An 18,219-nucleotide genomic window follows, 5' to 3' on the forward strand; every position below is an offset into this window, starting at 1 on the left:
CTGATCCGGATGGTGCGTCGCCTACGCGCGCTGTTGCTGACCGCCGTGTTGCCGGTGACCGGGACGGTGCTGGCGGCCACACCGGCCGCCGCCGTCATCGGCGGGACGCAGAGCACGTACGGGCCGTGGGCGGTGCGGATGCTCGTCGACGGGAAGCCGGAGTGCACGGGGACCGCGGTCGCCCCGGAGTGGATCCTCAGCGCCTCGCACTGCTTCTACGAGCAGGCGCAGCCGATCGCCGACCGGCGGATCACGTTCCGGGTCGGCGACCTCGACATGCGCAAGGGCACCACCGTCCACCCGGTGCCGGGCGCCCGGAAGGGCGCCGCGGCGGCGGACATGATGCTGGTCAGGGTCCCGAAGATGAAGATCCCCACGGCCCGGCCGGCGACGAAGCCGGTCGTGCCGGGGCAACTCGTCCGCCAGTACGGGTGGGGCGCGACCTGCACCGGGGACGAGAACACCTGCCAGTCCCCGCTGCTCAAACAGTCGGACCTGCGCGTCGTCCGGCCGGACGATCCCCGGTGTGACGGGTTCAGCGCGCCGGGCGGCTCCGACTTCTGCATGGAGAAGGTGACCGGGGTGCCCGCCGGCGGCGACTCCGGCGGCCCGGTGATGAGCACCGCCCCGAACGGCACCGCGACCCTCCTCGGCGTCTTCGACACCTCCGACCGGGAGCGGATCGCCGGGGCGGGCGAGATCGCCGGGCAGCTGACGTGGATCCGGTCGGTCATCGGGACATAGCGGGGGAGCGGTGCGACCCCGGGCCGTCAGGCCATCCCGCCCCGCCTCATCAGGCCATGTGCCCCGAAGAACACCCCCGAGGGCGTGACATACCGCCTGGTACGCACCGAGAATCGCAGCGAGCGTCACTACTCGCCCGTAACAAGCGCCCGCAGCAGCGCCCGTACCACGCGGAGGCACCCGGTGTTCAGCACGATGCAGGACGTACCGCTCACGGTCTCGCGGATCCTGGAGCACGGTTCGACCGTCCACGGATCGTCGCAGGTCATCACCTGGACGGGCGGTGAGCCGCACCGGCGGAGCTTCGCCGAGGTCGGGGCGCGGGCCGCGCGGCTCGCGCACGCGCTGCGGGGCCTCGGCGTCCAGCGGGAGGACCGGGTCGCGACGCTTCTTTGGAACAACGCCGAGCACCTGGAGGCGTACCTCGCCGTCCCGTCCATGGGCGCGGTGCTGCACACCCTCAACCTCCGGCTCGCCCCGGAGCAGTTGACCTGGATCGCACACCACGCCGAGGACCGCGTCCTCCTCGTCAACGGCAGCCTGCTGCCGCTCCTTGTACCGCTCCTGCCCCACCTGCCGCTCCTGGAACACCTCGTCGTCACCGGCCCCGGCGACCGCGGCGTCCTGGACGGCGTCCGCCCCACCGTCCACGACTACGAGGAACTGCTCGCCGGGCAGCCGGAGCACTACGACTGGCCCGAGCTGGACGAGCGCGAGGCCGCCATCCTCTGCTACACCTCCGGCACCACCGGCGACCCCAAGGGCGTCCTCTACAGCCACCGCTCGCTCTACCTGCACTGCCTCCAGGTCAACACCACCGAAGCCTTCGCGCTCGGCTCCGGCGACCTGGCGCTTCCCGTCGTCCCGATGTTCCACGTCAGCGCCTGGGGCATGCCGCACGCCGCCTTCATGGCCGGGGCGTCGCTGCTGATGCCGGACCGCTTCCTCCAGCCCGCGCCGCTCGCCGAGATGATCGAGAAGCTGCGGCCCACCATCGGCGCCGCCGTCCCCACCATCTGGCAGGGCCTCCTCGCCGAACTCGACGCCCACGGGCGGGACGTGGCCTGTCTGCGGACCGTCATCATCGGCGGCTCCGCCTGCCCGCCCGCCCTGATGCGCGGCTTCGAGGAGCGGCACGGCATCCGCGTCGTCCACGCCTGGGGCATGACCGAGACCTCCCCGCTCGGCACCGTCGCCCACCCGCCCGCCGGCGTCACCGGCGACGAGGAGTGGCGCTACCGCACCACCCAGGGCCGCTTCCCCGCCTCCGTCGAGGCACGGCTGATCGGCCCGGACGGCGCCCGGCTGCCCTGGGACGGCACGTCCGCCGGCGAGCTGGAGGTCCGCGGCCCGTGGATCGCCGGCGCCTACTACGGCGGCGCGGACGGCGCCCCGCAGCGCCCCGACGACAAGTTCAGCCCCGACGGCTGGCTGCGCACCGGCGACGTCGGCACCATCACCCCGGACGGCTTCCTCACCCTCACCGACCGCGCCAAGGACGTCATCAAGTCCGGCGGCGAGTGGATCTCCTCCCTGGAGCTGGAGAACCACCTCATGGCCCACCCGGACGTCGCGGAAGCCGCGGTGATCGCCGTACCGGACGACAAGTGGGGCGAGCGCCCGCTCGCCGCCGTCGTCCTCACCGACGGCGCCACCACCGGCCACGACGAGCTGAAGACGTTCCTCGCCGAGCGCATCGCCCGCTGGCAGCTGCCCGAGCGCTGGGCGCGGATCGCCTCCGTCCCGAAGACCAGCGTCGGCAAGTTCGACAAGAAGCTGCTGCGCCGTCAGTACGCCGACGGCGAGCTGGACGTCACCCACCTGGGGTGACGCGGACGCCGACGCGCCGGAGCCCCCGCAGGGTCCTGCCCGCGGGGGCTCCGGCGCGTACCGGCTAGTTCGTCCCGATCTTCGCCAGCAGGTCGACGATCCGGGCCTGCACCTCGGCGGTGGTCGAGCGCTCGGCGAGGAAGAGCACCGTCTCACCGTTGGCGAGGCTCGGCAGCTGCGCCGGGTCAAGGTCGACGGAGGTGTAGACGACCAGCGGGGTGTGGTCGAGCAGCCCGTTCGACCGCAGCCAGTCGACGATCCCGGCGCGCCGGCGACGCACCTGCATCAGGTCCATCACCACCAGATTCGGCCGCACCTGATGCGCCACCGTGACCGCGTCGCTGTCCGCAGCGGCCCGCGCCACCTGCATCCCGCGCCGCTCCAGCGAGGCGGTGAGCGCCCCGGCGACGGCGTCGTTCTGCTCGATCAGCAGCACCCGCGGCGGATGCTGCTCACTGTCCCGCGGCGCCAGCGCCTTCAGCAGCACCGCCGGGTCCGCGCCGTACGCCGCCTCCCGCGTCGCCTGCCCCAGACCGGCCGTGACCAGCACCGGAACCTCCGCCGCGCCCGCCGCCTGACGCAGCGACTGGAGCGCGGTACGGGTGATCGGCCCGGTCAGCGGATCGACGAAGAGCGCGGCCGGGTACGCCGCGATCTGCGCGTCGACCTCCTCGCGGGAGTTGACGATCACCGGGCGGTAGCCGCGGTCGCTGAGCGCCTGCTGCGTGGAGACGTCCGGCGCCGGCCAGACCAGCAGCCGCCGCGGATTGTCCAGCGGCTCCGGCGGCAACTCGTCGTCCATCGGCGGCTGCTGCGGACCGAGCACCTCCACGGCGCCGTTCGGCCCGTCCAGCGGCTCCGGCCCCTCACTGCCCTCGTCCGGCGCGGAGACCGCGAACGCCCGGCCCTCGCTCGCGTCCAGCAGATGCGGCTGCGGCGCGCCCTGCCCGGACGGCGCGGCCTGCCGGCGCCCGGCGCCCGCCTCCGCGCGCGCACCCTCCTGCGGTGCGGCGAGCTTACGGCGACGACCGGAACCGGCGGCCGGGGTGCCGCCGGGCGGCGTGCCCCCGGCGGCCGGACCCTGAGCCTGCGGATCGGCCAGCTGCTGCGCGAACGGCACGCCCTGCCCGAGCGTGCGGACGCTGAACGCCCGGCCGTGCGACTGCCCCGGCCCGGGAGCGCCGTCCTCCTCCGGCCGCTGCTCCGCCTCCGCCTCGGCAGGACTGGGCCGCCCCCGCCGCCGTCCGGTCGGCGCGGGCGCCTCCCCGTCGGCCGGCACGGCCCCGGGCGCGCTGCCGTGCGCCGCCCGCGTCGGCTCACTGGGCGGCACGGGCGCACCCTGCGGCGGCACCGGCTGCCCCGGAGCGCGCGGCGGCACCGGCTGCCCCGCGCCCTGCGGCGGTACGGGCCCGCCGTGGACCGGGCGCTGCTGCGGCACCTCCGGGCGGGGCTGCTGCGGCCCGGACTCCTCGGGACGGCCGTGCTGCCCGTGCTTGCCACCCGGGCGTACCGGCTGCTGCCCCTGCTGCTCCGGGGCGCCCGGCTGCGGGGCGCCCGGCGCCGCGGCGCCTTCGGCCTCCTCGCCGGACTGCGCCACCAGCCCCTCGGGGCCCGCCACGAACATCCCGGACGTCTCGGAATCGGCCATCGCGGCCGCCGCCCGCTCCTCCGCCGCGGCCCGCCGGGCCCGCCGACGGCCGGTCGGCTCGTCCTGCCACTCACCCTGCGGAACCCCGGCGTTGACCGCCGGCTCAAGACCGGGCGGGCCCGCCGGGGCCTCCGCGGGCTGCGCCGGACCGTTCGCCACCGGACGCCGCGCCCGGCGCCGCCCGGTCCCCTCGGCCTGCGCGGGCGGCTGCCCGGCCACCGCGGGCAGCGCCGGCAGCGCCGACCCCGGAGCCCGGCCGGCGGTCGCGGAGCCCGGCGCCCGGTCGGCCGCCGCCGGCGGCAGCGCGAACGGCGACCGCCCGCCGCCCGCCGCCTGTTGCTGACCGGCGCGCTCCGGCGCCTCCGCCAGCGCCCGGCGCGCCCGCCGCCCGGAACCCTGCTGCGCGCTACCCGCCGACCGGGCATCCGGCGCCTGCTGCGGCTGCCCCGGATGCCCGACCGGCGTCAGCTGCGCCGCGCCCGTACCGGCCCCACCGGGCAGCGCCGGCAGCGCACCCGGCGCACCGTCCGGCTGCGGCGCCCGCCGCCGCCCGGAACCGTCACTCGCCTCCGCACCGCCGCCCGGCCGCCCGGCCCCGGGCCCACCGGACGTGCCGTCCGCCGTCCCGCCGTCACCGAGCGCGCGCCCGGCACCGTCCGAACCGGCCTGCTCCGTACCGCGCGCCCGCTGCGCCGGGACCGGCATCACCGTCGTCCCGTCGCGCTGCGCCTCCGGCGCCCGGCTGCCGCCCGCGGGCACCGTGCCGTCCGCCGACACCGGCAGCTCCAGCACCCACGCACTGCCACCCGCGCCCTGGCCGCCCGGCACCTTGTGGGTCTGCATCAACCCGCCGTGCTGCCGCACGATGCCCCGCGCGATCGGCGCGTGCACCGGATCGCCCCCGGCGTACGGACCACGGACCTCGATACGGACGACATCGCCGCGCCGCGCCGCGGCCACCACGATCGTCGAATCCTGCGCCACCGGGCCGCGGGCGCCCGCGCCCCGACCCGCCGTCTCCGCGGCCGGCATCCGGCCGGTCGAGTCGACGCCCGCCACATCCGCGATCAGATGCGACAGCGCCTGCGCCACCCGCTCCGCGTCGACCGTCGCCTCGATCGGCGGCGCATGCACCGCGAACTGCGCCCGGCCGGGACCGATCAGATCGATCGCGCCCTCCACACCGGCCGCCACGACGCCGTCCAGCTTCACCTTCTTGCGCCGCAGCTTCTCCGCCCCGGCGTCCAGCCGCTGATAGCTGAGCACGTTGTCGACCAGCGTCGTCATCCGCGCGTGCCCGGCCGCGAGGTGGTGCAGGATCTGGTTGGCCTCCGGCCACAGCTGCCCCGCCGGGTCGGACGCCAGCGTCCGCAGCTCCCCGGTCAGCTCCTCCAACGGCCCGCGCAGCGCCTGCTCCAGCACCGCGAGCAGCTGCGTGTGGCGCGCCGCCAGCGCGTCGTACGGCCGCCGGTCGGTGAACGTCATCACCGCGCCGACCAGCTGATCGCCGTCGCGCACCGGAGCCGTCGTCAGATCGACGGAGACCGACTTGCCGTCCTTCGCCCACAGCGCCTGCCCGCGCACCCGGTGCTTCCGCCCGGACCGCAGGGTGTCCGCCAGCGGCGTCTCCTCCCACGGCAACGGCGAACCGTCCGCCCGGGAGTGATGCATCAGCGGATGCAGCTCCTTGCCGCCCAGCTCACTCGCCCGGTAGCCGAGGATCTGCGCCGCCGACGGGTTGACGAGCACGACCTTGCCGTCCGCGTCCACCCCCACGACACCCTCGGCCGCGGCCCGCAGGATCATCTCGGTCTGCCGCTGCTGGCGCGCCAGCTCCGTCTCGGTGTCCAGTGTCCCCGTCAGATCCCGCACCACCAGCATCAGCAGTTCGTTGCCGGTGTAGCCGTTGCGGTGATCCGCGTACGCCGCCTCGAAGGCCGACTCGTACGGGGTACGGCCGTCCTCCAGGTTGGCGCTGGTCACCTCGACGAGCAGCTCGGTGCCGTCGGTACGGCGCGCCACCATCCGCGTCGGCTTCGTCCGCCCGCCCTCGGTCTCGGCGTCGTGCCGCCGCATCGAGCCGGGGATCCGCTTGGAGTCGAACGACGGCAGGAGGTCGAGCAGTCCGCGCCCCACCAGGGCGGTACCGGGCGCCTCGAACGTCTCCAGGGCGATGGTGTTGGCGTTGACGACCGTGCCGTTGCAGTTGACGAGCAACAAGGCGTCAGGAAGGGCATCCAGTATGGCTGCGAGGCGAGCAGCGCCTCGGGATGGCCTGCTGCTCACGACGACGCTTCCTCCCTGTTACCGCACAGTGCCGGCCCGGCTGGGCGGGCCGCTGGACAGGAGTCTACGGGCAGTTCCCGTGGACGCCGAGGCGGATGAGGGGGAGGTGATGTCAGGGCCGTGCGCGACTCGCCGCACGCCCGACATGTGCCCCGCGTCCTGACCTGACCGCCCACTCCGCCACGAAAGGGCTCGGGCATCGCGTCATGAACCGGTCGTCGGGAGCAGCGGCTCGAACCGGTCCCAGCGGGCGATCTCACAGCCGTTGGTCCGCCGGAACTCGGCGTCCACCGGCCGCCCGGCCCAGTAACCGGAGACATGCGCGGTGACCGGACCGCCGTACATCATCGTGCACTTCGCCGCCTGCGGAACGGCCGCGAAGGTGTCCTGCCCCCACCGCGTCATCCCGTCCAGCCGCTTGCACGCCCCCGCCGGGTCGAAGTGGTTCCCGCCCTCCGGGTGGCAGAACAGCTCGTACCGCCCGTCGACCCCCGCCGCCCCGGACCGCGTCACCGTCACGGTCAGATGATCCGCCGGCCGCAACCGCCCCGCGCCGCGCTCCGTGCCGTCCGTGTCGTCCGTGCCCTCGGTGTTCCCGTCCTCCGTCCGCGTGACGGGCCCCGCCAGGCCGGAGACGCCCCGGAGGTGACGGTGCCCGGTGGGCGGCCGCAGCCCCGTACGGTCGAGGACGCCGGCCGGACCGGTGGGGTTCGGCGCCGCGGCGCGCTCCCCGGGCAGCGGCAGCGGGATCGGCGCGCCCGAGGCGGCGGGCGCGGCCAGCGCCAGCGCGGCCGCGGCGGCCACCACCGGGGCGACGACGGTGAGCAGGGGCTTCCCGAGATACGGCATCGCGGCTCCAGACATGAGAGCGGAGCGGGCGCGCGGCACGCACCCGCCGGGGCACCCGCGGCCACGCCGCACCCGGCCCCACCCCCACTAACGCGCCTCCCGCCCCGACGTTTCGCTGCAGGAACGTCTTTGCCCGACGGCTCACCCGCCGGGTACCGTAGGGGGCGATTGGTGACAGCACCCTGAGCTGTGCCATCATCTGGTCACGCCGCGGCGCTCACGCGCCGGTGCGTGGGGAGGCGTCGCCTAGTCCGGTCTATGGCGCCGCACTGCTAATGCGGTTTGGGGCTTACCCCCCATCGAGGGTTCAAATCCCTCCGCCTCCGCTTCCGACCTCCGGGCCCTTTCCTTCAGCGGGAAAGGGCCCGGAGGCGTTTTTGCGTACGGCAGAAACGGGAGAATCGGGGGAGACGGGAAAGCCGGGAATCGGACCTCGCCGCGTCGCCGTGGATCAGGGCAGCGCGCCGCGGTGGCGTTTTCCCGGCGCCGATCTTCCCCGCCCTCGCGGGAGCGGTGCCGGGCCGTCCGCCGCACGGCACCGCCCACAGGTGTTTCCGCAGCTCAGAGGCGGTACGGGCAATGGATTTCGTGTCCCGGCGCGGTTCATGTAATGTTGTCCCCGCAACGCCGACCGGCAAGAAAAGCTGCCGGAAAGCCGAGCGCTCGTAGCTTAACGGATAGAGCATCTGACTACGGATCAGAAGGTTGCAGGTTCGAATCCTGCCGAGCGCACAGCAAGCCGGAGGCCCCGTCGAGAGATCGACGGGGCCTCCGGCGTTTGTGTGGATCGCGCCCTCCGGGATGCCGGTCGTGGTGTCGTCGTCCGACAGCGGAGAGCAAAGGCCGCGCGGCGGCCGGCGCCGGGCCGGTCGAGCGGGCGCAGCTTTTCACTTCGGGGGCTTCGGGGGCTCCGAGGGGTCTCCGGGAGATCCTCGGGAAGCTCCGGGGGATTTTCGGGGATCTTCGGGGAGTCTTTCCCGCAGCTCCGAGAGGTGCGGGAAGAGCGTTGCGGCGCGGGTCATGTAATGTTGTCCCCGCACGCCGACCGGCAGGAAGATCGCCGGGAAGTCGAGCGCTCGTAGCTTAACGGATAGAGCATCTGACTACGGATCAGAAGGTTGCAGGTTCGAATCCTGCCGAGCGCACAGCAGGCCGAAGGCCCCGTCGAGAGATCGACGGGGCCTTCGGCGTTCGGGCCGCCGGGCACCGGCGCCTGACGAGGGCGCCCGCCGGCGGCCGGCGCTGTGCCTGCCCTAGCAGGGTCGGCATTCCTTCCTCTTGCAGCGCGCTTCCGCTCCGTGACCTTGGCGGTGGCCTCGGCCGGATCGGAGCGGACGGAGCCGTTGTCGGCGGCCACTCCATCGGCGTCCCGTTCCTCAGAGGGAAGGGAATCCGTCGATTTCCCGGCACGAGTTCCCGGCGCGAGCGGGCGGCGGATGCGTAAGGGCCCGTATCGGCCTTCAGGAGAAGTCGATCGCCGCCAATACGGGCCCGGCAAAGGCCAGGGCGTATTGCGCGGCGACGGTGCGGCGTCGCGCGGTATCGCTCATCGCGGCGCTGGGGAGGCAGAGCGCCGACAGCCCCGTGACGGCGGAGAGGGCCAGGGACCACTGGGCCGCCCCCGTCAGCGGACCGGCCGCGCCGTCCCCGGTGTACGCCTGCCGGAGCACGACGACGGCGAACGCCACGTAGGCGACGCCGAGGAGCAGCAGGCCGATCCCGGCGAAGACGCGCACCGCGGTGGGGGACGGTGCGAAGGGGTCGGGCGTCGCGGGCGGGGTGGGGGTGGGGCCAGGGGTGGGCGTGGTCATGGCGGTCACCTTGGTGCGTACGGGTGTGCTGCGCATCGTGGGGCGTACTCATGCGGGGCGGGGGCTCGTACTCAGAGGTCCGGCGGCGGGCCCGGTGGCGGGGCGGCCGGGGCCGGGGCGGGCGAGCGGCCCCGGCGCGTGGGCTGCCCGGCTCGCTCAGGACGGCTGCCGGGGCACCACCACGATCTGGTCCGGGTCCTCGTAGACGACGTGGCCGGGGGAGTGGGAGTGGAGGCGGTGGCAGGGGATGCGGTGGGTGCGGAGGATGGCGAGGTAGCCGTCGACGCGGGTGATCAGGTGCGGGGACGTGGACTTGAACCAGGCGGCGGCGCCGGGGTGGCGGGTGCGGTCGTAGACGGTGGGGTCGACGTCGGCGGGGTTGGTGAAGTGGGTGTCGTACCAGTCGTTGGCGGTGCGGCGGAAGCGTTCCTGGTCCGGGGTGAGGAGGCCCTCGCGGGCGAGGCTGTTGACCAGGGCGAAGACGCCGGGGAAGTAGCCGTGGCTGTTACGGGTGGCGCCCTGGAAGCGGACGTAGTGGGGGACGGGGGCGGTGTGGCGGTGCGGGGGCACGGGGCTCCTGTGGGTGGTGGGGCGTTGGGCGGGCGGCTCTGCAGGTCCCCGGGTGGGCGCTTCGGTGGCGCCTGGGGCGGGGTGCGCGGGGCCGGGGGACGCGGGCTCGTGGCCCTGGGGGCGGGGAGGCGGACGAGGTGGTCGGGGGCGGGTGAGGAAAGGATTAGGCATTGGTGCGGAGTTCGCGTACTGTTCTGTTCACCGACGCGGGGTGGAGCAGCTCGGTAGCTCGCTGGGCTCATAACCCAGAGGTCGCAGGTTCAAATCCTGTCCCCGCTACTGACGCCGTAGGCCCGGTGGATCCGTCCACCGGGCCTACGGCTTTTTCGTGCGCGTTATGCGCCCGCGGCGGCTCATGGGGCGGGCGGTGCCGGTGGGGTCGTGTAGTGGGCCGCGGGGCCGAGGTGGCGTGGTGCTGCCAGGTGGGTGCGGAGAAGCAGGTCGTCGTCGTAGTCGTCGGAGTTCTGGCGCCGGAAGGCGAGCGGCGGCGTGGTGGCGAGGGTGCGGAGCCGCTCGCGGAGCCGGTCGGCGGCGGTGGCGTACGTGTCCGGGGTGAGGCGGTCCGCGCCGGGGATGAGGAGCGGCGGGAGGACGGCCATGCCGGTGTACCAGAAGGTGTTGTGCTGGAGGGGGAAGAGCAGGTCGTTGAGGTCTCCGCTGACGCCGCGTGGCCCGAGGGTGGCGGCGCGGGCTCCCGCGGTGACGACGACCATGGCGCGTTTGCCGGTCAGCGGGCCGTCGCCGTAGCGGAGGGGGCGGCCGGTGGCCGGGTCGTCGAAGCCGAAGGCGAAGCCCTTGACGAAGACCCGGTCGAACCAGCCCTTGAGCTGCGCCGGCATCCCGTACCACCAGAGCGGGAACTGCACGATCAGGGTGTCCGCCCAGTCGATTTTCTCCTGTTCGGCGCGGATGTCGGGGCTCAACGTCCCGTTGCGGTAGGCGCGTTCGGAGGCCGTTCCGACGTGGAGGCGGTCGGCCGGATCGTGGGCGTAGTCGGCCGCGTCGACGACCGGGTTCCACTTCATGGCGCGCAGGTCGGAGACGCGGTGCTCATGGCCGTACGCGTCGAGGGCGCGCAGCCCGTCCGCCTGGAGGGAGGCGTTCAGGGAGCGGGCGTCGGGGTGGGCGGAGACCCAGAGGACCTTCAGGGGGCGGGTCTTCGGGGGCTGCGGTGCGGCTGCCGCGTCGGTGGGGCTGGTGGAGCCGGTGGTGAGGTTTGTGGCCATGGGGCAACTGTCGGGGGCGGTCGCCCGGCGGGACGAGTGGCCTGATGGTCGTGATGCGTGAGGATCGGGCCAGGGGCGGGGCGGCGTGGAGGGGGGCTTGCGGTGGGTGGTGTGCGCCGGGGGGCGTACGGGCTCCGGCCAGGGGGGAGCGCGACGGGATGGCGGCGCGGGGGTGCGGCGTTGGGGGTTGCGGCAGGCGTTCCGGGCTCGGTGCGAGGACGCGGCCCCTGGGCGGCGCGTACGGCGGAGAGGCGACGGTTGTGGTGAGGGAGACGGGTGGGGTGCGGGCCTTCGCAGGGGGTGGGGTGCGGCACCGGGTGGCGGTGTTGGTGCGGGACGGGATGCTGCCCATCGAGGTCGGCATCGTCCACCGGATCTTCGGGGAGGCGCGGTCGGAGGCGGGGGAGCCGCTCTACACGGTCGTGACCTGCGCGCCGGTGCCCGGGGAGGTACGGACGGACGCGGACTTCACCGTGAACGTCGCCCATGGCCCGGAGGCGCTGGAGGAGGCGGACACCGTGGTCGTCCCGGCGTCCGCGGCGGACTACGCGGACGGTGGCGGGGGCCGTGGAGGGGCGCCGGGCGAGAGCGGCGCGGACGGCCCGGGGGCGGCGCGCGGTCCCGGGAAGTGCGCCGTAGGGGGAGCGGGTGCGCCGGGGCCGTCCTCGGCGGCTGCGGTGGCCGTCGGTACAGGTGGGGAGCGTGCCGAGGTGACGGAGGGCGCCCCGGGGACGGGCCCGGAGGCCGGTGCGCCCAAGGAGGCGGCCGGGCGGCCGGCGGAGGCGGAGCGGGCGGCGATGGCGCGGGCGTTGCGGCGGATGCGGCCGGGGACGCGGGTGGCGTCGATCTGTACGGGTTCCTTCATTCTGGCGGCGGCGGGCCTGCTGGACGGGCGGCGCGCGACGACGCACTGGAAGTCGGTGGACGACTTCCGGCGGCTCTTCCCCGACGTGGCGCTGGAGCCCGATGTGCTCTACACGGACGACCGCGGGGTGCTGACCGCCGCCGGCGTCGCGTCGGGGATCGACCTCTGTCTGCACATGGTCAGATGCGATCACGGGGCGGCGGTCGCGGGCGATGTGGCGCGGCGGACGGTCGTCCCGCCGTACCGGGAGGGCGGCCAGGCCCAGTACATCCGGCGGCCCGTACCGGCGCCGCGGGTCTCGTCGACGGTGGCGGCCCGTACCTGGGCGCTGGAGCACCTCGACCGGCCCGTGACGCTGCGCGAGCTGGCGGAGTGCGAGGCGATGAGCGTCCGCACGTTCACCCGGCGGTTCCGGGAGGAGATGGGCGTCTCGCCGCACCACTGGCTGACCCGCCAACGGGTCGAGCGCGCCCGTGAGCTGCTGGAGGAGACGGACCTGACGGTGGAACGGATCGCTGCGCAGGCCGGATTCGGCACGGCGGCGTCGCTGCGGGCGCATGTGCAGGCGGTGTTGGGGGTGTCGCCCAGGGAGTACCGGCGGACGTTCCGGGGGGTGTGAGGGCGCCCGCCCCGGGGTGGTGCGGGGGCCGGTGGCGGACCGGCGGGCCGGGGCGATGTCAGTGGGTGGCCGTACGCTTGCGGGGTGTGGCGATGTACGGGTCCGCGGTGGTCGTCGGAGGGGGAAGCAGGAGAGGAGCGGGGGTTTCGGCAGGGGCTCGGCTGGTATTCCGCCGAGCGTGGCGCGGAGCGCGTCAGCGCGCTGCCCGCGGGCAAACGGCTGGCGTTCTCCGTGGTGGGGGAGCGGCGGTGCCTGGGGGTGCGGCGCGGCGGGCGGTGGATCGTCTGCCCGTATGAGGCGGTGATCACGGGGACGGCTGCCCGGGATCAGTGCGAGGAGTGCGCCCGGCTGGACCGTTCGCGGTCGGTCGCGGCGGACACCATGGCCGATGATCCGCGTCCGTACGGCGTCTACCTCGCGTATTTCGGTCCCGGTCTGGTCAAGGTCGGGATCACGGCGGCCGAGCGGGGTGCGGCGCGGCTGGTGGAGCAGGGGGCGGTGGCCTATGCGTGGCTGGGGCGTGGGCCGCTGATGGCGGCGCGGCGGGCGGAGGCGGTGCTGGGGAGCGCGCTCGCGGTGCCGGACCGGTTCGCCAAGGAGGCCAAGCGGGCGGCGCGGGGGGTGTTGCCGGCGGTGGCGGAACGGTCCGCGGAGTTGGCCGAACTCCATGCGCGGGCCCGTGGGTTGCCCGGGTGGCCGGAGACGCTGGAGCCGGTGGACTTCGCGTTCGGCGATCACAGCGAGCTGTTCCGGCTGGACCGCATCCCGGCGGACGCCGCCGAACTGGGGGCGCTGACCGCGGGCGCCGAGGTCGTGGGGGAGGTCCTGGCGGGGGCCGGGGCGGATGTGTATGTGCGGACGCGGACGGCGGGGGCCGGTGAGGTGGTGGCGGTGCTCGATGCCCGGCTGCTGTCCGGGTGGGTGCTGGGGCCTGCGCGGGGCGGGGTGACGACGGTTCCCGTACGGAAGGCCCCGTACGGGAGAGGGGCGCGTCGGGGCGGGACGGAGGGGGAGGGCGAGCAGGAGGGGCTGTTCTGAGGATTTCCGAGGGCGTTCTGAGGAGGGGGCTGTGCGGCTTCGGAGGCTCTTCCCGGGGGGAGAGGTCGGGGCCTGTGCCGGAGGCCGGGGGCGGGCGCCGGAGCGCGGGGGAGTGCGTGCGGGAGCGTCGTCGGGGCAGGCGGTGGCTCCGGGCTCCCGGGGGCTGCTCTCCGGGGAGCCCGGAGCCGGAGCCCAGCGAGGGAGCCGGAGACGATGGCGGGGGCCGTGCGCGAAGTGGGCGGTCAGGTGGTTGCCGTCGTGGCCGCTGTCGCCGCCGCTGACATCGATGCTGTTGCCGCTGCCGTGAGGGCGTGGAGGGCGGTGCGCAGGTCGTTCAGGGTTGCCTCGTCGGTGACGCGTTCGGTGGCAGGGTCGATCTTCGGCCCGATGGCGGGGATTTCGCGGCAGGCGTCCGTGACGACCTGTCCCGTCATCATGCGGAGCACTTCCCGAAGTTGCGCGTTGGCGTGGTCGCCGCCGGTGGGGAACGGCGACGCGGTGATCACGGCCACCGGCTTGTCGACGCATTCGCCGCTGCTGACCAACCAGTCGAGCGCGTTCTTGAGGGCGCCCGGGACGCCGTGCGCGTACTCGGGGCTGACGATGAGCAGCGCGTCCGCGGCGGCGACGGCGGCGCGGAGGGCGGCGACGGGCTCGGGCGGCGTCGCGTCCTCGCCGTCCAGGTCGGGGTTGAAGTGGGGCAGGGCGGCGATGTCCGCGGTGGTGGCCGGTCCGTCGAAGAAAGCCAGCGCGGAGCGCAGCACGGCACCGTTCGAGGAGCGGGCACGCAGGCTGCCGGACAGGGCGACGAGTCTCATGGGGTGACCGTACGACGAGGGCTGGGCCGGCGCGCGGGGAGGGCGGGTGGCCGGAGGGCCTGATGCCGCGGTTGTGGTGCCGGGGCCGGCTGCCGGTTCCTGGGGCGGGCCGAGGGTCAGGCGACATCCGCGGGTGGCCGGTGGGGGGAGGCTGCCAGACGCGGATGGAGCGTCAGATCGTGGGGCATGGGGCGTTGTTGCAGGTCAGGGCGATTGTCAGTGGTGGGTGAGAAGGTGGGATGCAGTGATCGGGGTGGGCCGTGCGGGGGGGCGGTCCAGCTCGGTCGTGCCCGGGGTGTCGGTGACGGGGGAGTCGACGAAGGGGGGCGGAGAGAGGACGAGGCTCAAGCGGGGAGACGGGCGGGGAGCGGCGCGCAGGTTGTGACGGACCTGAGCCGGGAGGGCCGGCGGGCGCCGCGAGGGATGGGGCGGGCTACGGAGATCGTTGGTGGAGGGGGAAGCGGAGCGACGGTAGGCAGGAGTGAGGGCGGGGGCGCGGTAGCGGGTCTCGGGGGGGGGGCTTGTTGCCGGCCCAACGGCAAGGGCAGGCAAGCAAAGGAGGCCGAGCGGCCGAGCGGCCGAGCGGCCGAGCGGCCGAGCGGCCGGGGATTCTCAGGGGATTCACAGAAAGGGGAAAGGGGGCTCTCACGGGGGAGGGGCACGTTCGGAGCATGACCGTGACTTCATCGCCGTCGGCTGTTTCCGCGGGGCCTTCGGGTGCCCGGCCGTACCGGTCCGCCGTGGGGGGCGGCGGGGAGGCCCGTGCGCCCGGTGGGCAGCTGGGGGTGCGGCGGGCCGACGGGGGTCCGGTACGGGTGCTGGTGGTGGACGACGAGTCCTCGCTCGCCGATCTGCTGTCGCTGGCGCTCCGCTACGAGGGCTGGGACATCAGGGCCGAGGGCGATGGTGCCGGGGCGCTGCGGTGTGCCCGGAGTTGGCGGCCGGACGCGGTACTGCTCGATGTGATGCTGCCGGACATGGACGGGCTGACGGTGCTGTCCCGGCTGCGGCGTGAACTGCCGGATGTTCCCGTGCTGTTCCTGACGGCCAAGGACTCCGTCGAGGACCGGATCGCCGGGTTGACGGCGGGTGGCGACGACTACGTCACCAAGCCGTTCAGCCTGGAAGAGGTGGTGGCCCGGTTGCGGGGGCTGTTGCGCCGGGCGGGGGCCGCGGCGGCGAAGAGCGCCTCGGTGCTGACGGTCGGCGATCTGACGCTGGACGAGGACAGCCATGAGGTGACGCGGGGCGGTGACGACATCCGGCTGACCGCCACCGAGTTCGAGCTGCTGCGCTACCTGATGCGGAACCCGCGGCGGGTGCTGAGCAAGACGCAGATCCTGGACCGGGTCTGGAGCTACGACTTCGGGGGGCAGGCCAACGTCGTCGAGCTGTACATCTCGTATCTGCGACGGAAGATCGACGCCGGACGGGAGCCGATGATCCACACCCGGCGCGGCGCGGGATATCTGATCAAGCCGGCAGGCTGACGCGGCCACGGCCACGGCCACGGCCGCGGACACCGGCGCGCGTACGGACACGGATACAGGTACGGATACGGGCGGTGGCGTCGGGGCGGGTGAGAGGGAGCGGCAGAGGGAGCCGGGGACGGCGGCACGGCGCAGGAACGTCGAAGCGCCGATGCCCGTGGCCCTGCTCTTGCCGATACCCGTGACCCTGCCGGTGCCGGTGCCGGTGCCGGTGCCGGTGCCGGTGCCGGTGCCGGTGCCGAGGCCGCTGCCGAGGCCGGGGGCGAGGCGCGTCCTCGCGGCGGTGTTCTCAGCCGTAACGCTCCGACCCGAAGCGCCGAGCGGCCTGCGCACCGGCCCACAGGCCGCTCAGGGCGGGCCCGCCCAGGCTGCTCAAGATGGCGCGCCCAGGCTGCTCAAGGCGGCGCGCCCAGCCCGTCAAGGCACCCCGCCCAAGCCCCTCAAGGCGGCCCGCGTCCTCGAACTCGCCCCGTAGGTATCCCGTTTCGCGTGAAGCGGTCACCCTCGGACGGTTTCACGTGAAACCGTCCGAGGGTTTTCGTATCGGCTCGCAAAAATGTGTTGTACACCGTACAGGTCACCCTCGTACGCTCTACGACGCCGCCGCGGGCCCCACGCCCCACCTCGGCGTCCGGCGCGGGCAGGTCCGTGCCGGGCGACCGCACCGCTCCACCGGCGCCGGGCAGTTCGGACCCCTCCGGACCCCGGGCGCCGGCCCGGACCGCGCCTCCGCATCACCACGGGCCCCGGCGGCACGTCCCGTTCCGCTCACCATCCGCCCGGAGCCGCACATGCCTCCTTCCGCCCATGACGACGCCGCGCCCTCGCCGTCGTCCGCCCCGTCCTCCGTGCCACCCGCACTCCCCGGCCGTTCCGGCGCGCGGTGGCTGATCCTCGGGGTCATCTGTCTCGCGCAGTTGACCGTCATCCTCGACAACACCGTGCTGAGCGTCGCGATCCCCTCCCTCACCGTGGATCTGGGGGCCAGCACCGCCGACGTGCAGTGGATGATCAACGCGTACTCGCTCGTCCAGTCCGGGCTGCTGCTCACCGCGGGGAACTCCGCGGACCGCTACGGGCGCAAGAAGATGCTGGCCATCGGGTTGGCGCTGTTCGGGCTCGCCTCGCTCGGCGCGACGCTGGCGACCTCGCCGGGGATGCTGATCGCCGCCCGCGCCGGGATGGGGGTCGGCGGCGCACTGCTGGTCACCACCACGCTCGCCGTCGTCATGCAGATCTTCGACGACGCGGAGCGGCCCAAGGCCATCGGCATCTGGAGCTCCGTCAGCTCTCTCGGGTTCGCCGCCGGTCCGCTCATCGGCGGGGTGCTGCTCGACCACTTCTGGTGGGGCTCACTCTTCCTGGTCAACCTGCCGGTCGCGGTCCTGGCACTCTGCGCGGTGGTCGCCCTCGTGCCGGAGTCGAAGAGCCCGGGCGCCGAGCAGCCCGATCCGCTCGGTGCGGTGCTGTCGATGATCGGCATGGTCGGGGTGGTCTTCGCGATCATCTCCGGGCCGGTCGACGGCTGGCTCTCCGGCAAGGTGCTGGTCTCCGCCGCCGTCGGGGGCGCCGGTCTGGCGCTCTTCGCGCTGTGGGAGCTGCACACCCCGCATCCGATGCTGGACATGCACTTCTTCCGCAACCGCCGGTTCATCGGTGCCGTCTCCGGCGGCATCCTCGTCGCCTTCGGCATGGGCGGCTCGATGTTCCTCCTCACCCAGCACCTCCAACTCGTCCTCGGCTACGGACCGTTGGAGGCGGGCCTGCGGATGGCGCCGCTCGCCGTCACCGTCGTACTGATCAACTTCACCGGGCTCGGCGCCCGGTTGCTGCCCCGCCTCGGCACCCCCGGGATGATCGTCTCCGGGATGTCGCTGCTGGCCGCGGGCCTCGTCCTCATCGCCACGCTCGGCGGTTCCGGCTACGGCGGGATGCTCACCGGGCTGATCGTGATGGGCGCCGGGGTCGCGCTCGCCATGCCGGCCATGGCCAACGCGGTCATGTCGGCCATCCCGCCGGCCAAGGCGGGCGTCGGCGCCGGCGTCAACGGCACGTTGATGGAGTTCGGCCAGGGGCTGGGCGTCGCGGTGCTCGGCGCGGTGCTCACCGCGCGCTTCCAGGCGCTGCTGCCGGCGGTCGCCGCCGGGGCCGGTTCGCTGGCCGCGGCGCTGGCGCGGACCGGTGCGGAGGCGGAACGCACCGTCGTGCACGACGCGTTCGCCGCCGGTATCCGCACCGGTCAACTGACGGGCGCCGTCGCGGTGTTCCTCGGGGGGCTGCTCGCCGCGGTGCTGCTGCGGCGGGCGGAGCGGGTGTCCGGGGAGCCGTCCGGCCCGGCGGCGGAAGGGGCGGTCGCCGCGGCGGAATAGCATCGAAAGCGGAGCACGTCCCGCTCGGCGGGAGGCGAAGCGCGAGGGGAGAGGCG

Annotated in this window: 12 protein-coding genes and 4 tRNA genes; 10 read left to right on the forward strand and 6 right to left on the reverse strand. The window is 74.2% G+C overall.

From position 1 onward, the window contains the following. Positions 1-9 precede the first annotated feature (9 nt). Both ACF1BH_RS17245 and ACF1BH_RS17250 read left to right on the forward strand, forming a co-directional pair. A complete protein-coding gene (locus ACF1BH_RS17245; protein ID WP_391643301.1) occupies positions 10-744 on the forward strand; it encodes a S1 family peptidase in 735 nt (244 codons plus the stop codon). Positions 745-927: 183 nt separating this feature from the next. After that, positions 928-2,574: a long-chain fatty acid--CoA ligase gene (locus tag ACF1BH_RS17250; RefSeq protein WP_391643302.1), complete on the forward strand. Its 1,647-nt coding sequence runs from the start codon at positions 928-930 to the stop codon at positions 2,572-2,574. A gap of 64 nt (positions 2,575-2,638) precedes the next feature. Here the strand turns inward: ACF1BH_RS17250 and ACF1BH_RS17255 are convergent, their stop codons facing one another. Both ACF1BH_RS17255 and ACF1BH_RS17260 read right to left on the reverse strand, forming a co-directional pair. Next, on the reverse strand, positions 2,639-6,508 hold the full coding sequence (locus ACF1BH_RS17255; RefSeq protein WP_391643303.1) for a PAS domain-containing protein: 3,870 nt from the start codon (positions 6,506-6,508) through the stop codon (positions 2,639-2,641). A 204-nt stretch (positions 6,509-6,712) separates the two neighbouring features. Further along, complete coding sequence (locus ACF1BH_RS17260; RefSeq protein WP_391643304.1) at positions 6,713-7,357, reverse strand: SSI family serine proteinase inhibitor; 645 nt, start codon at positions 7,355-7,357, stop codon at positions 6,713-6,715. Positions 7,358-7,592: 235 nt separating this feature from the next. On the opposite strand from ACF1BH_RS17260, the gene ACF1BH_RS17265 reads away from it, so the two are divergent. The 3 genes from ACF1BH_RS17265 to ACF1BH_RS17275 all read left to right on the forward strand — a co-directional run bounded on the left by ACF1BH_RS17265 (position 7,593) and on the right by ACF1BH_RS17275 (position 8,502). Beyond that, positions 7,593-7,683: transfer RNA gene (locus ACF1BH_RS17265), tRNA-Ser, on the forward strand. Positions 7,684-8,016: 333 nt separating this feature from the next. Next, positions 8,017-8,089 (forward strand) — tRNA-Arg (locus ACF1BH_RS17270). Between the two features lie 340 nt (positions 8,090-8,429). Beyond that, positions 8,430-8,502: transfer RNA gene (locus ACF1BH_RS17275), tRNA-Arg, on the forward strand. Between the two features lie 315 nt (positions 8,503-8,817). Here ACF1BH_RS17275 and ACF1BH_RS17280 read toward each other — a convergent pair. Both ACF1BH_RS17280 and ACF1BH_RS17285 read right to left on the reverse strand, forming a co-directional pair. Further along, positions 8,818-9,168 (reverse strand): hypothetical protein, encoded by a 351-nt coding sequence (locus tag ACF1BH_RS17280; RefSeq protein WP_391643305.1) that lies wholly within the window; start codon positions 9,166-9,168, stop codon positions 8,818-8,820. A gap of 156 nt (positions 9,169-9,324) precedes the next feature. Continuing rightward, positions 9,325-9,738: a hypothetical protein gene (locus tag ACF1BH_RS17285; protein WP_391643306.1), complete on the reverse strand. Its 414-nt coding sequence runs from the start codon at positions 9,736-9,738 to the stop codon at positions 9,325-9,327. 205 nt (positions 9,739-9,943) lie between these two features. On the opposite strand from ACF1BH_RS17285, the gene ACF1BH_RS17290 reads away from it, so the two are divergent. Then, a tRNA-Met gene (locus tag ACF1BH_RS17290) sits at positions 9,944-10,017 on the forward strand. A 74-nt stretch (positions 10,018-10,091) separates the two neighbouring features. Here the strand turns inward: ACF1BH_RS17290 and ACF1BH_RS17295 are convergent. Further along, positions 10,092-10,886 carry an NAD(P)H-dependent oxidoreductase gene (locus ACF1BH_RS17295; RefSeq protein WP_391643373.1) on the reverse strand — a complete coding sequence of 265 codons (795 nt, stop codon included), beginning with the start codon at positions 10,884-10,886 and terminating at the stop codon, positions 10,092-10,094. A gap of 419 nt (positions 10,887-11,305) precedes the next feature. Here ACF1BH_RS17295 and ACF1BH_RS17300 point away from each other — a divergent pair, with 419 nt between their 5' ends. Next, positions 11,306-12,448 carry a GlxA family transcriptional regulator gene (locus ACF1BH_RS17300; RefSeq protein WP_391643374.1) on the forward strand — a complete coding sequence of 381 codons (1,143 nt, stop codon included), beginning with the start codon at positions 11,306-11,308 and terminating at the stop codon, positions 12,446-12,448. An 84-nt stretch (positions 12,449-12,532) separates the two neighbouring features. After that, entirely contained in the window at positions 12,533-13,486 is a 954-nt protein-coding gene (locus tag ACF1BH_RS17305) for a DUF2797 domain-containing protein (protein WP_391643307.1), read from the forward strand. 242 nt (positions 13,487-13,728) lie between these two features. Here the strand turns inward: ACF1BH_RS17305 and ACF1BH_RS17310 are convergent, their stop codons facing one another. Continuing rightward, positions 13,729-14,304 (reverse strand): NADPH-dependent FMN reductase, encoded by a 576-nt coding sequence (locus tag ACF1BH_RS17310; RefSeq protein WP_391643308.1) that lies wholly within the window; start codon positions 14,302-14,304, stop codon positions 13,729-13,731. Positions 14,305-14,975: 671 nt separating this feature from the next. On the opposite strand from ACF1BH_RS17310, the gene ACF1BH_RS17315 reads away from it, so the two are divergent. Beyond that, on the forward strand, positions 14,976-15,794 hold the full coding sequence (locus ACF1BH_RS17315) for a response regulator transcription factor (protein ID WP_391643309.1): 819 nt from the start codon (positions 14,976-14,978) through the stop codon (positions 15,792-15,794). A gap of 791 nt (positions 15,795-16,585) precedes the next feature. After that, entirely contained in the window at positions 16,586-18,163 is a 1,578-nt protein-coding gene (locus ACF1BH_RS17320; RefSeq protein ID WP_391643310.1) for an MFS transporter, read from the forward strand. Positions 18,164-18,219 lie beyond the last annotated feature (56 nt).

The sequence above is a fragment of the Streptomyces sp. NPDC014733 genome (assembly GCF_043083385.1).
GTDB lineage: Bacteria > Actinomycetota > Actinomycetes > Streptomycetales > Streptomycetaceae > Streptomyces.

What these genes read in the sequence shown, in the direction of transcription:
- ACF1BH_RS17260 (WP_391643304.1), bottom strand. Translation starts at nt 7,357, where the DNA reads ATGCCGTATCTCGGGAAGCCCCTGCTCACCGTCGTCGCCCCGGTGGTG.
- ACF1BH_RS17310 (WP_391643308.1), bottom strand. Translation starts at nt 14,304, where the DNA reads ATGAGACTCGTCGCCCTGTCCGGCAGCCTGCGTGCCCGCTCCTCGAAC.
- ACF1BH_RS17300 (WP_391643374.1), top strand. Translation starts at nt 11,306, where the DNA reads ATGCTGCCCATCGAGGTCGGCATCGTCCACCGGATCTTCGGGGAGGCG.
- ACF1BH_RS17280 (WP_391643305.1), bottom strand. Translation starts at nt 9,168, where the DNA reads ATGACCACGCCCACCCCTGGCCCCACCCCCACCCCGCCCGCGACGCCC.
- ACF1BH_RS17320 (WP_391643310.1), top strand. Translation starts at nt 16,586, where the DNA reads ATGCCTCCTTCCGCCCATGACGACGCCGCGCCCTCGCCGTCGTCCGCC.
- ACF1BH_RS17245 (WP_391643301.1), top strand. Translation starts at nt 10, where the DNA reads ATGGTGCGTCGCCTACGCGCGCTGTTGCTGACCGCCGTGTTGCCGGTG.
- ACF1BH_RS17315 (WP_391643309.1), top strand. Translation starts at nt 14,976, where the DNA reads ATGACCGTGACTTCATCGCCGTCGGCTGTTTCCGCGGGGCCTTCGGGT.